The following is a 17156-nucleotide window of genomic DNA, read 5'->3' as shown; positions in this document are numbered from 1 at the left end:
AGTCAGTTCGCTCTAGTGCATAACCCGTATCCACGTCAAAGACGTGGGACGCTAATTCACAAAGGGAAATGTTATGGACGTAGAAGTCATTCGCCAGCCAAGTCGTGTCAAAGAAGTGAATGGTGATGTCGTGATCGCCTCGCCCAACGGGGAGGCGCGCAAAGCGCAAGTCGGTGAGAATATCAACATCGGTGAGATGATCATCACCGCTCAAGGTGGGACGCTCGTTCTCGAAGACGTATCAGAAACACTGTTTATTGATGAAAATTGCGTCAGCTGCATAGAACCAGGTGAGGGATTTGGTTGGGCAACCGCGCCAGTCAGCGGCGACATTCAGGTTGATGATGCGCTACTTGGTGAAGGGGCAATGAGCGGTGATGAATTGGCGGCCATTCAAGAGGCTATTCTTGCGGGCGCTGACCCGACGGCGATTTTAGAAGCCACGGCAGCGGGTGCAGGGACGAGTGGCTCAGCCAACGGCGGCTTCATTACTATCGCGTACAATAATCCCGAAGTACTGGCGAGCACCTTTTTCGAAACCGCGGGTTTCAATGCTCAGGCCCAGTCTGAAACGCAAGATACTGGACGCCGCTTTCAATTTTCTCAAGGTGGCGAGAGCGTAGCAGCCACCCTGTCTGAAGGTTCGTTATCTCTCGGGACCTATCCTGCCACTATTGTCAGCAGCACTCTCATTGCTGCCGGGGATCTTACTCTCGATCCCGAGTCTTTTGTTCCTGAGACCTCATCCATAGCCGCGCTGCTCACAGAACTCAATAGTGATATCACTTCGAATGGCGGGGATGTCCTGTTTTCCTATAATGACTCGCAAAATGCAATTATTGGTGTCAATGTGCAAGGGGAAGTATTACGCATTGACATTAACGCAGCCAATATTGGTCGAGACATCAATCTGGAGATCACCACAACGCTGAGTCAACCGATCGATCATCTTCCGTCAGTGGCGGGAGGATTGGTGGCGATTAATGATGACCAAATCAGGATCAACATTGAGATTCAGGGAGCGGATGCTTTAGGTAACCTATTACGCTCACCCGTCAGTGTGAGCACGGCGATCAGTGACGGTGAGGCGCCGACACTGTCTCCTATCGACGGTAAAACGGCACTAGAATCAAGTTTGGCGACGGGAACGGAGGCAGGCAGTGTTAGCCCGATTGTAACGGGATCGATAGCCGGTCAGCTTGGGAGTGATCAAGTGGTGGATGTTCGCCTGGACGTCGAGGCATTCAACCAGAGTCAGCAGGCCAATGGTCTCACCTCTGCAGGGCAAATCGTGACTCTTGAGGCTAACCCGTCGCAACCGGGTGAGTATGTTGGATTTGTCATACAAGGTGAGGAGCGAGTCGATGTCTTTTCTCTCATCATTGAGAGCGTCAGCAACCTGAGTTCTGGCGGCTTTGAAGTCGCGTATCAATTCGAACTGCTTGCGCCGCTTGACCATTCAGAGCAGGGCAAAGACGACGTTTTAGTTTCATTGCCTGTTTTCGCGATTGATGCCGACAACGATACTACCGCCAATAGCAACTTAGTCATTGCCGTCGTGGATGATGTTCCTTTGGTATCTGATGCGAAGATTGTGGTGACCGAACCGGATGTTCAATATGGCAACGAATCTCAGTCTATCACGCTCATCAGCGCCTTGGGCGCCGAGCAAGGCGTGGTGACGCAATTCACCTTTGATGGTGGCGATCCGATTACGTTAGTCGACGGTCAAAGTGAATACTTGGTCACCGACGGTAAAGTGATCGTCTCTGCCGATGGCACACTCTCGTTTGCGCCAGATAGAAACATCGATCATCACTCAGCCAGTGACGTGGTGAGCCACACCTTAGTGGCGACCATTGAAGATGGCGATGGTGACGTGTTGACCAGCACGGTTACTATCGATATTAAAGATGGTAATGACCCCGTCATCACTCAAATCGAGACCGCGCAAGTGTCAGAGTCCGGGTTAACGGGCGGCACCGAAGACGGCCAAGCTGCTGTGCAAGACAGCGGCAAAATCACTATCGATGTCGGCAGTGATGACATTGCCGCGCTGAAACTCGATTTAGCGCGCTTTACCGAGCAATCGACATTGAAAGCGCAAGGGCAAACCGTGCGCTTGATAGAAGACTCTGATGTGCCCGGTCAATACCTGGGAGTGATTACCGTTGACGGGCAAGATGTGCCTGTTTTTGAGGTCGCGCTCGATCAAGCCAGCCTTAAAGATTACACCTTTACCTTGCTCAGACCGCTCGATCACAGCGGTGATAATGATGAGAGCTTGGTGATTAATTTGCCGGTGGTCGCGGTGGACAGCGATGGTGATGAATCAGCATCGGTGAATCTCGCTATCACCGTGAATGACGACATTCAGACGGTGGTAGATGGCGAGATAAAGGTCACCGAGCCTGATACGCAGTACGATAACGAATCACAGCCTATTACGCTCATCAGTGCGTCGGGCGCGGAGCAAGGCGTGGTAACGCAATTCACCTTTGATGGTGGCGACCCGATTCCGTTAGTCGACGGTCAAAGTGAATACTTGGTCACCGACGGTAAAGTGATCGTCTCTGCCGATGGCACACTCTCGTTTGCGCCAGACAGAAACATCGATCATCACTCAGTCAGTGACGTGGTGAGCCACACCTTAGTGGCGACCATTGAAGATGGCGATGGTGACGTGTTGACCAGTACGGTCACTATCGATATTACCGATGGTAATGACCCCGTCATCACTCAAATCGAGACGGCGCAAGTTTCAGAATCTGGTTTAACGGGCGGCACCGAAGACGGCCAAGCTGCTGTGCAAGACAGTGGCACCATCACTATCGATGTCGGCAGTGATGACATTGCCGCGCTGACACTCGATATCACGCGCTTTACCGAGCAATCGACATTGAAAGCGCAAGGGCAAACCGTGCGCTTGATAGAAGACTCTGATGTGCCCGGTCAATACCTGGGAGTGATTACCGTTGACGGGCAAGATGTGCCTGTTTTTGAGGTCGCGCTCGATCAAGCCAGCCTTAAAAATTACACCTTTACCTTGCTCAGACCGCTCGATCACAGCGGTGATAATGATGAGAGCTTGGTGATTAATTTGCCGGTGGTCGCGGTGGACAGCGATGGTGATGAATCAGCATCGGTGAATCTCGCTATCACCGTGAATGACGACATTCAGACGGTGGTGGATGGCGAGATAGCCGTTACTGAGCCAGATACGCAGTACGATAACGAATCTCATCCTATCACGCTCATCAGCGCCTCGGGCGCCGAGCAAGGCGTGGTGACGCAATTCACCTTTGATGGTGGCGATCCGATTACGTTAGTCGACGGTCAAAGTGAATACTTGGTCACCGACGGTAAAGTGATCGTCTCTGCCGATGGCACACTCTCGTTTGCGCCAGACAGAAACATCGATCATCACTCAGCCAGTGACGTGGTGAGCCACACCTTAGTGGCGACCATTGAAGATGGCGATGGTGACGTGTTGACCAGCACGGTCACTATCGATATTCGCGATGGGAATGACCCTATCATCACTCAAATCGAGACCGCGCAAGTCTCAGAATCTGGGTTAACGGGCGGCACCGAAGACGGCCAAGCTGCCGTGCAAGACAGTGGCACTATCACTATCGATGTCGGCAGTGATGACATTGCCGCGCTGACACTCGATATCACGCGCTTTACCGAGCAATCGACATTGAAAGCGCAAGGGCAAACCGTGCGCTTGATAGAAGACTCTGATGTGCCCGGTCAATACCTGGGAGTGATTACCGTTGACGGGCAAGATGTGCCTGTTTTTGAGGTCGCGCTCGATCAAGCCAGCCTTAAAGATTACACCTTTACCTTGCTCAGACCGCTCGATCACAGCGGTGATAATGATGAGAGCTTGGTGATTAATTTGCCGGTGGTCGCGGTGGACAGCGATGGTGATGAATCAGCATCGGTGAATCTCGCTATCACCGTGAATGACGACATTCAGACGGTGGTAGATGGCGAGATAAAGGTCACCGAGCCTGATACGCAGTACGATAACGAATCACAGCCTATTACGCTCATCAGTGCGTCGGGCGCGGAGCAAGGCGTGGTGACGCAGTTCACCTTTGATGGCGGCGATCCGATTACGCTGGTTGACGGTCAAAGTGAATACTTGGTCACCGATGGCAAAGTGATCGTCTCTGCCGATGGCACGATCTCGTTTGCGCCAGACAGAAACATCGATCATCACTCAGCCAGTGACGTGGTGAGCCACACCTTAGTGGCGACCATTGAAGATGGCGATGGTGACGTGTTGACCAGCACGGTCACTATCGATATTCGCGATGGGAATGACCCTATCATCACTCAAATCGAGACCGCGCAAGTCTCAGAATCTGGGTTAACGGGCGGCACCGAAGACGGCCAAGCTGCCGTGCAAGACAGTGGCACTATCACTATCGATGTCGGCAGTGATGACATTGCCGCGCTGAAACTCGATTTAGCGCGCTTTACCGAGCAATCGACATTGAAAGCGCAAGGGCAAACCGTGCGCTTGATAGAAGACTCTGATGTGCCCGGTCAATACCTGGGAGTGATTACCGTTGACGGGCAAGATGTGCCTGTTTTTGAGGTCGCGCTCGATCAAGCCAGCCTTAAAGATTACACCTTTACCTTGCTCAGACCGCTCGATCACAGCGGTGATAATGATGAGAGCTTGGTGATTAATTTGCCGGTGGTCGCGGTGGACAGCGATGGTGATGAATCAGCATCGGTGAATCTCGCTATCACCGTGAATGACGACATTCAGACGGTGGTAGATGGCGAGATAAAGGTCACCGAGCCTGATACGCAGTACGATAACGAATCACAGCCTATTACGCTCATCAGTGCGTCGGGCGCGGAGCAAGGCGTGGTAACGCAATTCACCTTTGATGGTGGCGACCCGATTCCGTTAGTCGACGGTCAAAGTGAATACTTGGTCACCGACGGTAAAGTGATCGTCTCTGCCGATGGCACACTCTCGTTTGCGCCAGACAGAAACATCGATCATCACTCAGTCAGTGACGTGGTGAGCCACACCTTAGTGGCGACCATTGAAGATGGCGATGGTGACGTGTTGACCAGTACGGTCACTATCGATATTACCGATGGTAATGACCCCGTCATCACTCAAATCGAGACGGCGCAAGTCTCAGAATCTGGTTTAACGGGCGGCACCGAAGACGGCCAAGCTGCTGTGCAAGACAGTGGCACCATCACTATCGATGTCGGCAGTGATGACATTGCCGCGCTGACACTCGATATCACGCGCTTTACCGAGCAATCGACATTGAAAGCGCAAGGGCAAACCGTGCGCTTGATAGAAGACTCTGATGTGCCCGGTCAATACCTGGGAGTGATTACCGTTGACGGGCAAGATGTGCCTGTTTTTGAGGTCGCGCTCGATCAAGCCAGCCTTAAAGATTACACCTTTACCTTGCTCAGACCGCTCGATCACAGCGGTGATAATGATGAGAGCTTGGTGATTAATTTGCCGGTGGTCGCGGTGGACAGCGATGGTGATGAATCAGCATCGGTGAATCTCGCTATCACCGTGAATGACGACATTCAGACGGTGGTGGATGGCGAGATAGCCGTTACTGAGCCAGATACGCAGTACGATAACGAATCTCATCCTATCACGCTCATCAGCGCCTCGGGCGCCGAGCAAGGCGTGGTGACGCAATTCACCTTTGATGGTGGCGATCCGATTACGTTAGTCGACGGTCAAAGTGAATACTTGGTCACCGACGGTAAAGTGATCGTCTCTGCCGATGGCACACTCTCGTTTGCGCCAGACAGAAACATCGATCATCACTCAGCCAGTGACGTGGTGAGCCACACCTTAGTGGCGACCATTGAAGATGGCGATGGTGACGTGTTGACCAGCACGGTCACTATCGATATTCGCGATGGGAATGACCCTATCATCACTCAAATCGAGACCGCGCAAGTCTCAGAATCTGGGTTAACGGGCGGCACCGAAGACGGCCAAGCTGCCGTGCAAGACAGTGGCACCATCACTATCGATGTCGGCAGTGATGACATTGCCGCGCTGACACTCGATATCACGCGCTTTACCGAGCAATCGACATTGAAAGCGCAAGGGCAAACCGTGCGCTTGATAGAAGACTCTGATGTGCCCGGTCAATACCTGGGAGTGATTACCGTTGACGGGCAAGATGTGCCTGTTTTTGAGGTCGCGCTCGATCAAGCCAGCCTTAAAGATTACACCTTTACCTTGCTCAGACCGCTCGATCACAGCGGTGATAATGATGAGAGCTTGGTGATTAATTTGCCGGTGGTCGCGGTGGACAGCGATGGTGATGAATCAGCATCGGTGAATCTCGCTATCACCGTGAATGACGACATTCAGACGGTGGTAGATGGCGAGATAAAGGTCACCGAGCCTGATACGCAGTACGATAACGAATCACAGCCTATTACGCTCATCAGTGCGTCGGGCGCGGAGCAAGGCGTGGTAACGCAATTCACCTTTGATGGTGGCGACCCGATTCCGTTAGTCGACGGTCAAAGTGAATACTTGGTCACCGACGGTAAAGTGATCGTCTCTGCCGATGGCACACTCTCGTTTGCGCCAGACAGAAACATCGATCATCACTCAGTCAGTGACGTGGTGAGCCACACCTTAGTGGCGACCATTGAAGATGGCGATGGTGACGTGTTGACCAGTACGGTCACTATCGATATTACCGATGGTAATGACCCCGTCATCACTCAAATCGAGACGGCGCAAGTCTCAGAATCTGGTTTAACGGGCGGCACCGAAGACGGCCAAGCTGCTGTGCAAGACAGTGGCACCATCACTATCGATGTCGGCAGTGATGACATTGCCGCGCTGACACTCGATATCACGCGCTTTACCGAGCAATCGACATTGAAAGCGCAAGGGCAAACCGTGCGCTTGATAGAAGACTCTGATGTGCCCGGTCAATACCTGGGAGTGATTACCGTTGACGGGCAAGATGTACCTGTTTTTGAGGTCGCGCTCGATCAAGCCAGCCTTAAAGATTACACCTTTACCTTGCTTAGACCGCTCGATCACAGCGGTGATAATGATGAGGGCTTGGTGATTAACTTGCCGGTGATCGCGGTAGACAGCGATGGTGATGACTCGGCCTCGGTGAATCTCGCGATCACCGTCAATGACGACATTCAGACGGTGGTAGATGGCGAGATAAAGGTCACCGAGCCTGATACGCAGTACGATAACGAATCACAGCCTATTACGCTCATCAGTGCGTCGGGCGCGGAGCAAGGCGTGGTAACGCAATTCACCTTTGATGGTGGCGACCCGATTCCGTTAGTCGACGGTCAAAGTGAATACTTGGTCACCGACGGTAAAGTGATCGTCTCTGCCGATGGCACACTCTCGTTTGCGCCAGACAGAAACATCGATCATCACTCAGTCAGTGACGTGGTGAGCCACACCTTAGTGGCGACCATTGAAGATGGCGATGGTGACGTGTTGACCAGCACGGTCACTATCGATATTACCGATGGTAATGACCCCGTCATCACTCAAATCGAGACGGCGCAAGTCTCAGAATCTGGTTTAACGGGCGGCACCGAAGACGGCCAAGCTGCTGTGCAAGACAGTGGCACCATCACTATCGATGTCGGCAGTGATGACATTGCCGCGCTGACACTCGATATCACGCGCTTTACCGAGCAATCGACATTGAAAGCGCAAGGGCAAACCGTGCGCTTGATAGAAGACTCTGATGTGCCCGGTCAATACCTGGGGGTGATCACCGTTGACGGGCAAGATGTACCTGTTTTTGAGGTCGCACTCGATCAAGCCACCCTTAAAGATTACACCTTTACCTTGCTCAGACCGCTCGATCACAGCGGGGATAATGATGAGAGCTTGGTGATTAATTTGCCGGTGGTCGCGGTGGACAGCGATGGTGATGAATCAGCATCGGTGAATCTCGCGATCACAGTGAATGACGACATTCAGACGGTGGTAGATGGCGAGATAAAGGTCACTGAGCCTGATACGCAGTACGATAACGAATCACACCCGATTACGCTCATCAGTGCGTCGGGCGCGGAGCAAGGCGTGGTGACGCAATTCACCTTTGATGGCGGCGACCCGATTACGTTAGTCGACGGTCAAAGTGAGTATGTCGTTACCGACGGCAAAGTGATTGTGTCTGCCGATGGCACACTCTCGTTTGCGCCAGATAGAAACATCGATCACTCAGCCAGTGACGTGGTTAGCCACACCTTAGTGGCGACCATTGAAGATGGCGATGGTGACGTGCTGACCAGCACGGTCACTATCGATATTAACGATGGTAATGACCCTGTCATCACTCAAATCGAGACGGCGCAAGTGTCAGAGTCCGGTTTAACGGGCGGCACCGAAGACGGCCAAGCTGCTGTGCAAGACAGTGGCACCATCACCATCGATGTCGGCAGTGATGACATTGCCGCGCTGACACTCGATATCACGCGCTTTACCGAGCAATCGACATTGAAAGCGCAAGGGCAAACCGTGCGCTTGATAGAAGACTCTGATGTGCCCGGTCAATACCTGGGAGTGATTACCGTTGACGGGCAAGATGTGCCTGTTTTTGCGGTCGCGCTCGATCAAGCCACCCTTAAAGATTACACCTTTACCTTGCTCAGACCGCTCGATCACAGCGGTGATAATGATGAGAGCTTGGTGATTAACTTGCCGGTGGTCGCGGTGGACAGCGATGGTGATGAATCAGCATCGGTGAATCTCGCGATCACAGTGAATGACGACATTCAGACGGTGGTAGATGGCGAGATAAAGGTCACTGAGCCTGATACGCAGTACGATAACGAATCACACCCGATTACGCTCATCAGTGCGTCGGGCGCGGAGCAAGGCGTGGTGACGCAATTCACCTTTGATGGCGGCGACCCGATTACGTTAGTCGACGGTCAAAGTGAGTATGTCGTTACCGACGGCAAAGTGATTGTGTCTGCCGATGGCACACTCTCGTTTGCGCCAGATAGAAACATCGATCATCACTCAGTCAGTGACGTGGTGAGCCACACCTTAGTGGCGACCATTGAAGATGGCGATGGTGATGTGTTGACCAGCACGGTCACTATCGACATAGAAGATGGCAACCTTCCTGTGATCACTCAAGTGTCGGGTGGCAGTGTCTTTGAGGCGGGCCTTTCAAGCGGTTCTGGTGGGGAGAATACAAATCTTGACGTCAGAGGTACCGTTACCATGACGACAGGCAGTGACGATATTGCCAAACTGGCGTTCGATGTGGAGCAGTTCAATGATCTCAATAACGAAGGTATCTACGCCTCCGGTCAACGTATTAGGGTCGAAGAAAAGTCTGCTGAGTCAGGCAGTTATGTAGGCTATATCGAACTTGATGGTGATAAACTACCCATATTTGAGCTGGATTTAGGTCAGCCGTCGCTAAGTGACTATCACTTCACCTTACTGGCTAATATCGATCACACCGTGCAAGGCCTTGATAGCCAAATCATTGCTTTACCTATTGTCGCGATAGATGCTGATGGCGACGCGTCTTCAAGCGCAGACATTGAAATCAGTGTCACCGATGATATTGCCAGTATCGACGGGTTAAGTAATACCAGCGAGTGGAATGTCGAAGAAGCCAATATTGAGGGCAGTGGTGCATGGGTCGAAGGGCAACTGGAATATACGCAGGGCGCGGATAGCGTGGTGAGTTTTGCGCTCAGCAATCTCGCTCAGACTCAAAGTGGCCTGACTTCGGGCGGTACTCCTGTCGTCATTCAACTGATTGAAGGCGCAGATGGTACGACAAGCTATCAAGGTATCGCCAATCAGCAACCCGTCTTTACTTTAGTTCTTGGTGATGACGGCAGTTATCGCTATCAGCAACTGAGGGCTTTAGACCATGCTGAAGACTCCAATGTTCTGACCATTCCTTTTGATGTGGTAGCTGTGGACGGCGATGGGGATCGCTCTTCTGCATTTCGTCTCGGAATCAATGTTGCGGATGACGCACCCACTTTAAATGGTTGGGGTGGGGGCAATGCCGTCGATGAAGATGACATTGAGTCTATTGGTTCAGATCAAAGTGATTCCAGTCGCGTCTCGGGGCAGTTTGCTGTCGATGACGGTGTGGATGGTGTCACCGAGTATCGATTAATGGACGCGGACGCCATTTTGGCCAGTGTCAGTTCGGGTGAAGACGCTTTAGTCTGGCAAGATGTGATTAACACTGGCTCCACATGGAGCTACACCGCCGTCACAGCAACCAATGCCACCCCGGTTTTCCGAATCATATTTGATACGCAAGATGACAGTTACGCGTTCGAGTTGTTGGGGCCAATTGATCATCCGGTCGCAACCAGTGAAGACGATGTGACACTCTACTTCACTGTAGCAGCGGTAGATTATGATCACGATGCAAGTAACGTACTGACATTGCCGATTGTGATTACTGATGATATTCCAACCTTGGCTGACCAATCCATCACCAAAGTAGAAGGCAGCGGGTTCGGCCGTACGAGCGTCAATTTCTTTGACCAGATAACGGACCAAGGGGCTGATAGTGCTGAACTAACGCGCCTAGAAGGCGGAGTCAGTGGAGATGGCAATCCGATCGTATTTAGAGTCTCAGCCAATACCTATGAAAGCGCCATTGAACTCTCGAGTGGGCAACAAACTGTGCGAGTGTTTGAGCAGCTAGGTGGGGATGACGCCCCCAGACAGTTAGGTGTGTTGCGTATTAACAGCGATGGTTCGGTTCAGTTTAAAGCCAACGGTTATTTGGATCATGATGGTGACGACATCACGTTCAGTGTCCATGCCATTGCGACTGATGGCGATGACGATATCGATCAAGCGACGTTAGATGTCATCATCACAGACAGAAACGCCCGCACGATCAATTTAAATGTCACCACCTTTGAAGATGCCGGTCGAGATGCATCTATTGTTTACGCCGCTGGTGATGAGCCCGAGCGCGAGAACATCAATGACAATCAATCTGAGCTTGATAATGCACCGACCAAATTGAGCGTGCAGGTCAATCTCTATGATGTCGATAATGACGAGTCGATTGGCGCGTTGACCATCATTGGTGGTAATTACTCAGGGACATTCTATTACCAAGACAGTGCCGGTGTATTCCACGCCATTAAACAGGATACAGATGGAAAACTGCGTTTAGATGGCAGTGAACTGGTGCAGAGCCAAGCTCAAGATGGCAACAATGTCATTGCCACTATTGATAACCTCTACTTTGTGCCTGATCGTAACTTGGCCACCAATGGCAATATGACTGTGCGGTATTCACTGGATATTCTCAATGGTACCGAAGTTGATCACAGCGTGAATGGCCGAATCCGAATAGACGTTCAGTCGGTTGCAGACATCGCTGTTTGGGATGAAGAAAATAGCATCGATCACTATGAAGTGCTTGAAGATGATCGTAACGTCACACTGACTCTACACGCCCAGACCCAAGATACCAGTGCGCCAGAGACCATTACCTATGAACTTCGAGCAGTGACGGGAGACTTCGAACTGCTCGATAAAGACGGTCAGCCGCTGACGGCAAATAGTGAGGGTGTTTATCTTGTATCTTCCAGCGATATCAATTCGATTCAGATTGATCCTGCGGAGCACTTTTCGGGGCAAATTCAACTGAGTGTGGTTGCAATCAGTGAAGAAGAGGTGAATCCATACATCGTCGGGTCTGTCGATAAGTCGACGGCGCGATCCGAGGCGAAAACCATTACTATCGATGTGGCGCCACATGCCGATACTGGCACACTCAAAGTGAGCCGGATTCGCATCAATGAAGACAACATCGCAGACCCAGACAATACCGATCTGCAAGGTAATCGTGACTCATTGACGTTAAATGAGGTGATTGAAATGTTGCCTTCGGCAGACGCAGATGACTCTGAAGTCCTGTTTGTGCGTATCGCCAATATCACCGAGGGTGCGTCGCTGGCTTGGGTCGGTACGGGCGACAGCCCAATTGTGGAGATCAACGTCGATGGCGTAACGTACCAAGAGATCCCATATGCCGTTATTTCGCAGGTTGAAGTCGTGCCCGCTGCGCACAGCAATGAAGATTTCCGCTTTGAAGTGACGGGTGTCGTGAGAGATAGTGCGTCACTGTCTGATGACGCGACGTTGAGTGCTACACACGACGCCTACACCGGGCCTAAAGTGGTCAATGTTGAAGTGAAAGGGGTGGCTGATGTTCCGATACTCAACGATGAATTTGATTCGGGCTGGGTAGCGGTGACCGATAATGGCCAAATGCGTATCGAGACCACCATTGAAGAGAGCCAAAATGCGAGCAATTTTGCACAACTTGATTTTGAAGTGATCTCCGGTGAAAGGGCGCAAGAGCTGACGGATAACTCAGAGACGCTCAGTGTGATTTTGTCGAACATTCCACAAGGGGTGGTAATCGAGGATACGGATGGCAGTGTCATTGACTTAAACTTCGTCGGCTATGTGAATGGTCAACCTAGCTACGAGGCGAACATTACCGGTGCGATCAATGATTCTGGTATCGTTATTCGCCCTGTCGATTCTTCAACCCAAAATATCGATATTACCGCCACCATTGTCGTCACAGAAAACGATGGTCACAGCTTAAGTTTTGATACTGACATTCGCGTCAATGTCGCCCCTGTCATTGATGCCTCAGAGCAATACACCAACCGCTCGGTGGGCAATGAGGATTCAGCTATTAATATCGATTGGCACCCCAAAGGGAGCGACTATATTGATAGCGATGAGCACTTTACGTCGATCACGATCACTGGTATTCCAAGCGGAGCGATGATTAACGTCAACAACTCAGATGTCAGTGTCGACGTGACGCAAGACGCCAATGGGGTAAGTACTTTGGTCGTCACGCCTAACGGACTTAGCCATGAGGCGTTCACTAAAGTCGCGTTAGAAGCGGACTTTATTCAACTCACCCCTGCCAAAGATGCCAGTACTAATTTCACGCTCTCGACAAGCGTCGAGATAGAAGAGCGCGATGTCGAATACACCAGTGATGATATTGTCGGTGAAGGCGGTCGTGTTAGCGCGACACTCACAGGCTCAATAGAAGTGGTGGTGCGTCCAGTCGTCGAGCCACAAGATGAAAACAATGGCCTGCGTTTATCTAATGAGCAAGGCGTGGTGTTTGAACCTCTCTCTTTGACAGGAGATGGGCAGCTAAACTATGTGCCTATCGTCGCGACGTCGGGTGCGATTACGTTTACCACTAATCAAGACAATCCTGATCTCAATGATGAGGTCATCATCTCGTACCAAGAAACGGATAACTCGTCGGTCGAGTTGGTCTCTCAAGTGGTGCTTGAACTGAGTTATGTACCAGACCCTAATAATCCTCTTAAAGATCTAACGTTACCAGACTCTGTACTGGATCAGTTGCTGGTGACAGGGGCGGCCTATGAAGGCAATGGGCGCTGGGTGATCACTGACGAGAGTAATTTCAGTGTCAAAGCACCAGAAGGACTTAACTTTGGTGATATCGATTTAACCGGTACGAATGAGCTCCAGATGACCTTGCACACCCAAGTGGTCGACCCCGGTGATATTGATGCCAATGGTGAACTCTTGGAGCCGAATGAATCATCGACTGGTGCTCAGCGCTCAACCAGCGTTGTCATCGCTTTTGCAAAACAGATTATTCCGGGAGATGAGGTGGCTGCAGAGGTCGCCATCACAGACGATCAGATTGTGACGGCGCAAGAAGATACGGTTGTCAATCTCGGTCAGCAGATGACCACACTGAGCGTGTTGTCGTTGAGCGGCGCTATTGATGGCTCACCTGATGAAGTCACCTTGGTGTTTGAACCAAGCGTTGAGATAGGTGGTGTTGTTTATCCGATCACGATTCAAGGGGGCGATGTCGATTTCGTTAATGGTAAGTTTGTTTATCAGACTCAATACAATGACGGCGCTTTGGGTTCTATCGATGGGTTGTCGCTTGTGCTGCCAAACGATTACTCCGGTGATTTTCTATTACCGTTTACGGTGATCAGCAAAGATACCACCAGCGGTGATGAAAACGTCGCGTCTGCCAGTGTGATCGTGCAAGTTGCCCCTGTCGCCGATGTGGAGAGTGGTAACAGCGCCAAGCCGAGTTTTTCTATCGATGTTCTAGGTTCACTGGACGACGACATGAGCGCGATTGACGCTGATAACAACGGCCAATCCGATGCTATCGGCTATGAAGACAGTTACATTCAGCTTGCCGTCACCCACGCCATTGCTGATCAATTGAACGGTGAGACTGAAGGTGGCCAAGAAACCTTGAATCAAGTGATGTTGACGCTGGCCAATTCTAATGTGGGCGCCTTTTATCAAGTGGTCGATGACGGAACAGGTGGTCAAGTTTATCAATGGATAGGCACGTCGGTGTCGTTTGATCAGCAAGCCATCAATGACGGAGCATTAGATACGTTATTGTTCAAGCCAGCGTTAAACTATCCGTCTGCAGATGGCAATAATCAGGTGGTGGTGAATATTAGTGGTGAAGTTGTCGATAGCGCGCTCTTCAATCAGTCACCATCAACCGGAGAGGCAACCGATAGCCAAACGTTCACCACGTCGGTGAGCTTTGAGGTCATGCCAGTGGTTGATGACGTGATCGTGTCAGGGCCTGGAAACTCTGCGGAAACGATAGAGATTGAAGGTAATGAAGATGAGCTGATAGCGCTTAGCGCATCGGGGCCGATCGATATTGCGCTCACCGACGATGATGGCTCCGAGCAGTTTGTGTCGATCAAGTTGACTGGGGTACCCGAGGGATTTTTACTGCTTGCCGATGCGGATAGCGACTACAGCGTGAAAAATAACGGCGACGGTGTGTGGAGTGTGCGTTTACCATCGGCGCAGATGACTCATGTGGATTTGAGTGGAATATCACTTCAAGCGCCGAAAGACTTCAGTGGTACGGTGGAGTTCAACCTAACGGTATTTACTCAAGAGTCACTGCTTGGTGTGCCAACGGAAGTGACAGCGCCGCTACCTAAATTTGTCGTTACCGTGAATCCAATAGGCGATGACGTCGACCTCGACAGCACGGATCGCATCGAAGGCTTGGAAGGAGATAACATCGATATCGAGGTAGATGCGTCAGTGATCGACAATGTGTACAGCGCCTCGAGCGTTTCAGGGGTAAATGAAAATGGTCCAGAAACCCTGCGCGTTACCGTCACAGATGTGCCTGAAGGCGCGAGCATTTACTATCCCGATGGCGTGACGTTAGCGCAGTTCGACGACGCGACACAGACATGGGTGCTCAATATCAATGCGCCGCATCTAGACAAAATCGTGTTCAATTCAGGTGATCGCAACAGCGATAGCCAAAGTGCGACGGCTATCGATAAGCCGTTGACAGTCAAAGTCCAATCGGTAGATAGCGACGCGCAAGGTGTTGAGGTATTAGGCACTCCGGCTGAGTTTTCGGTGATGCTGCTCATCGATGCAGTAAACGATCAGCCAAGGTTTGTTAATGTTTTGGATGTAGACACCTTAGAAGATACATCGGTGGCACTCAACACTTTGCAGATTGACGATATCGACAGCACGCTTGATGACCCGGATGCTATGTATCATCTCACTCTCAGCGTGGATAAGGGCTCATTGCTGGTGCTCAGTGATGCAGAACTCGTCTATGGCTTGACCACAGTGCAAGGGAGTGACGGTCAATGGATTTTGGAAGGCAAGCTCGCGAACATCAATGCTGCACTTGCGGCGTCTGTGGTCGTCTATCAGCCTGCGGACAATGCGAACGACTTGAATAGTGGTGGTCCTGCTCTCGTCACTGCCAAAGTGAACGATTTAGGTAATTTTGGCTTAGTCGATGATACCAACGCGTCAACCAGTCAGAGTGCACAAACCTCGTTCGCAATTCGAGTCACTGAAGTGAATGATCAGCCTGTCGCGGCCTCGCTGGATCTAGGTACCATGTCCGAAGAAGGCTCGATAGTCATTAGCGCGCAATCACTGATTGATGCCAGCTCAGATATTGATGGCGATACGTTGAAAGTGATCAATCTTCAACTGATGGAAGGGGTAGGGAACCTGGTTGCAAGCTCTGACGGTTTATCTTGGACTTTTACTGCAGGTGAAAACTACTCTGGGCCTGTGCGGTTTAGCTACACCATCGAAGACAATGGTCAAACCCAAGGTAATGACGACTTTCTTCAAGATACTGCGGAGCTGCAATTGCATGTTCAAGGCGTGAGTGACATACCGACACTGACTATTGCCCCAGAAAATGAGGCAATCAGACACATCACTGCCAGTCAAAGCGTGAGCAACCAAGGTATTGCGTTGCTCGGTATTGTCGCAGCACTCACCGACAGTAGTGAAGAACTGAGCTTGTTGATTGAGGGAGTACCAGAAGGCGCAGTGCTAAGTAGCGACAGCGGTACGGTAGTCAACGAGAGTGGGGATTGGTATGCCAGTGCCGATGCGATTAATTCTTTACAAATACAAAACGTTAGCCTAGGTGAGTATTCCTTGACGTTAACCGCAGTATCGACAGAGATTGAAGAGGGCATTGGGATCGACAGCGCTTTCTCTGAACCCATCGAGTTGTCACTGACGGTGGTAGAGGAGGCCAGTGACATTGATGGCTCTTCACAAACCCGTCCTCAGTGGATCATTGCAGGTGACCAAGATACTCAACTGGTCGGGGGCAGTGGTGATGACATCATTGTCAGTGGTTTAGGTTCTGATATTCTCACCGGTGGTCCGGGAATGGACACCTTTGTGTGGAACAGCATTGAAGATGGCGCGGCAGATACGGTCACGGATCTCAATATCGCAGAGGGCGATAGGATTGATTTGAGGGAACTGCTTCCTGAGCTCAAAGCCAATCAGGTGGATATGGATGTGCTGCTCAGTCATGTCAATGCCAGACTGGTCGATGATGATGATATCGAGCTGGAGATCCATCCCGAGGGAGAAAACGGTGCGCGTCAAACTGTGACATTAAAAGATCTTGGTCAGCAAATCAGTTTTGCTGAGATGGACTCATCGCAGATTGTCTCCACCCTAATTGAGCGCAATGTGATCATGCACGATTAGCGTCATTAAGCTAGCCAACCGAAAGATTGGCTAGCTT

At 51.1% G+C, this 17156-nt stretch carries 1 protein-coding gene; it reads left to right on the top strand.

Annotated features, from left to right (window positions below; all coding sequences use genetic code 11):
* Nucleotides 1–73 precede the first annotated feature (73 nt).
* Nucleotides 74–17119, top strand: coding sequence for a retention module-containing protein (locus AC6R03_RS06195; RefSeq protein WP_500653648.1), 17046 nt, complete (start codon nucleotides 74–76; stop codon nucleotides 17117–17119).
* The last annotated feature ends 37 nt before the right edge of the window (nucleotides 17120–17156 follow it).

The sequence above is a fragment of the Vibrio sp. R10-SG-ISO4 genome, assembly GCF_059834135.1.
The sequence above is the reverse complement of the archived record's forward strand: the minus strand, read 5'-3'. Positions and strand labels throughout refer to the sequence as shown.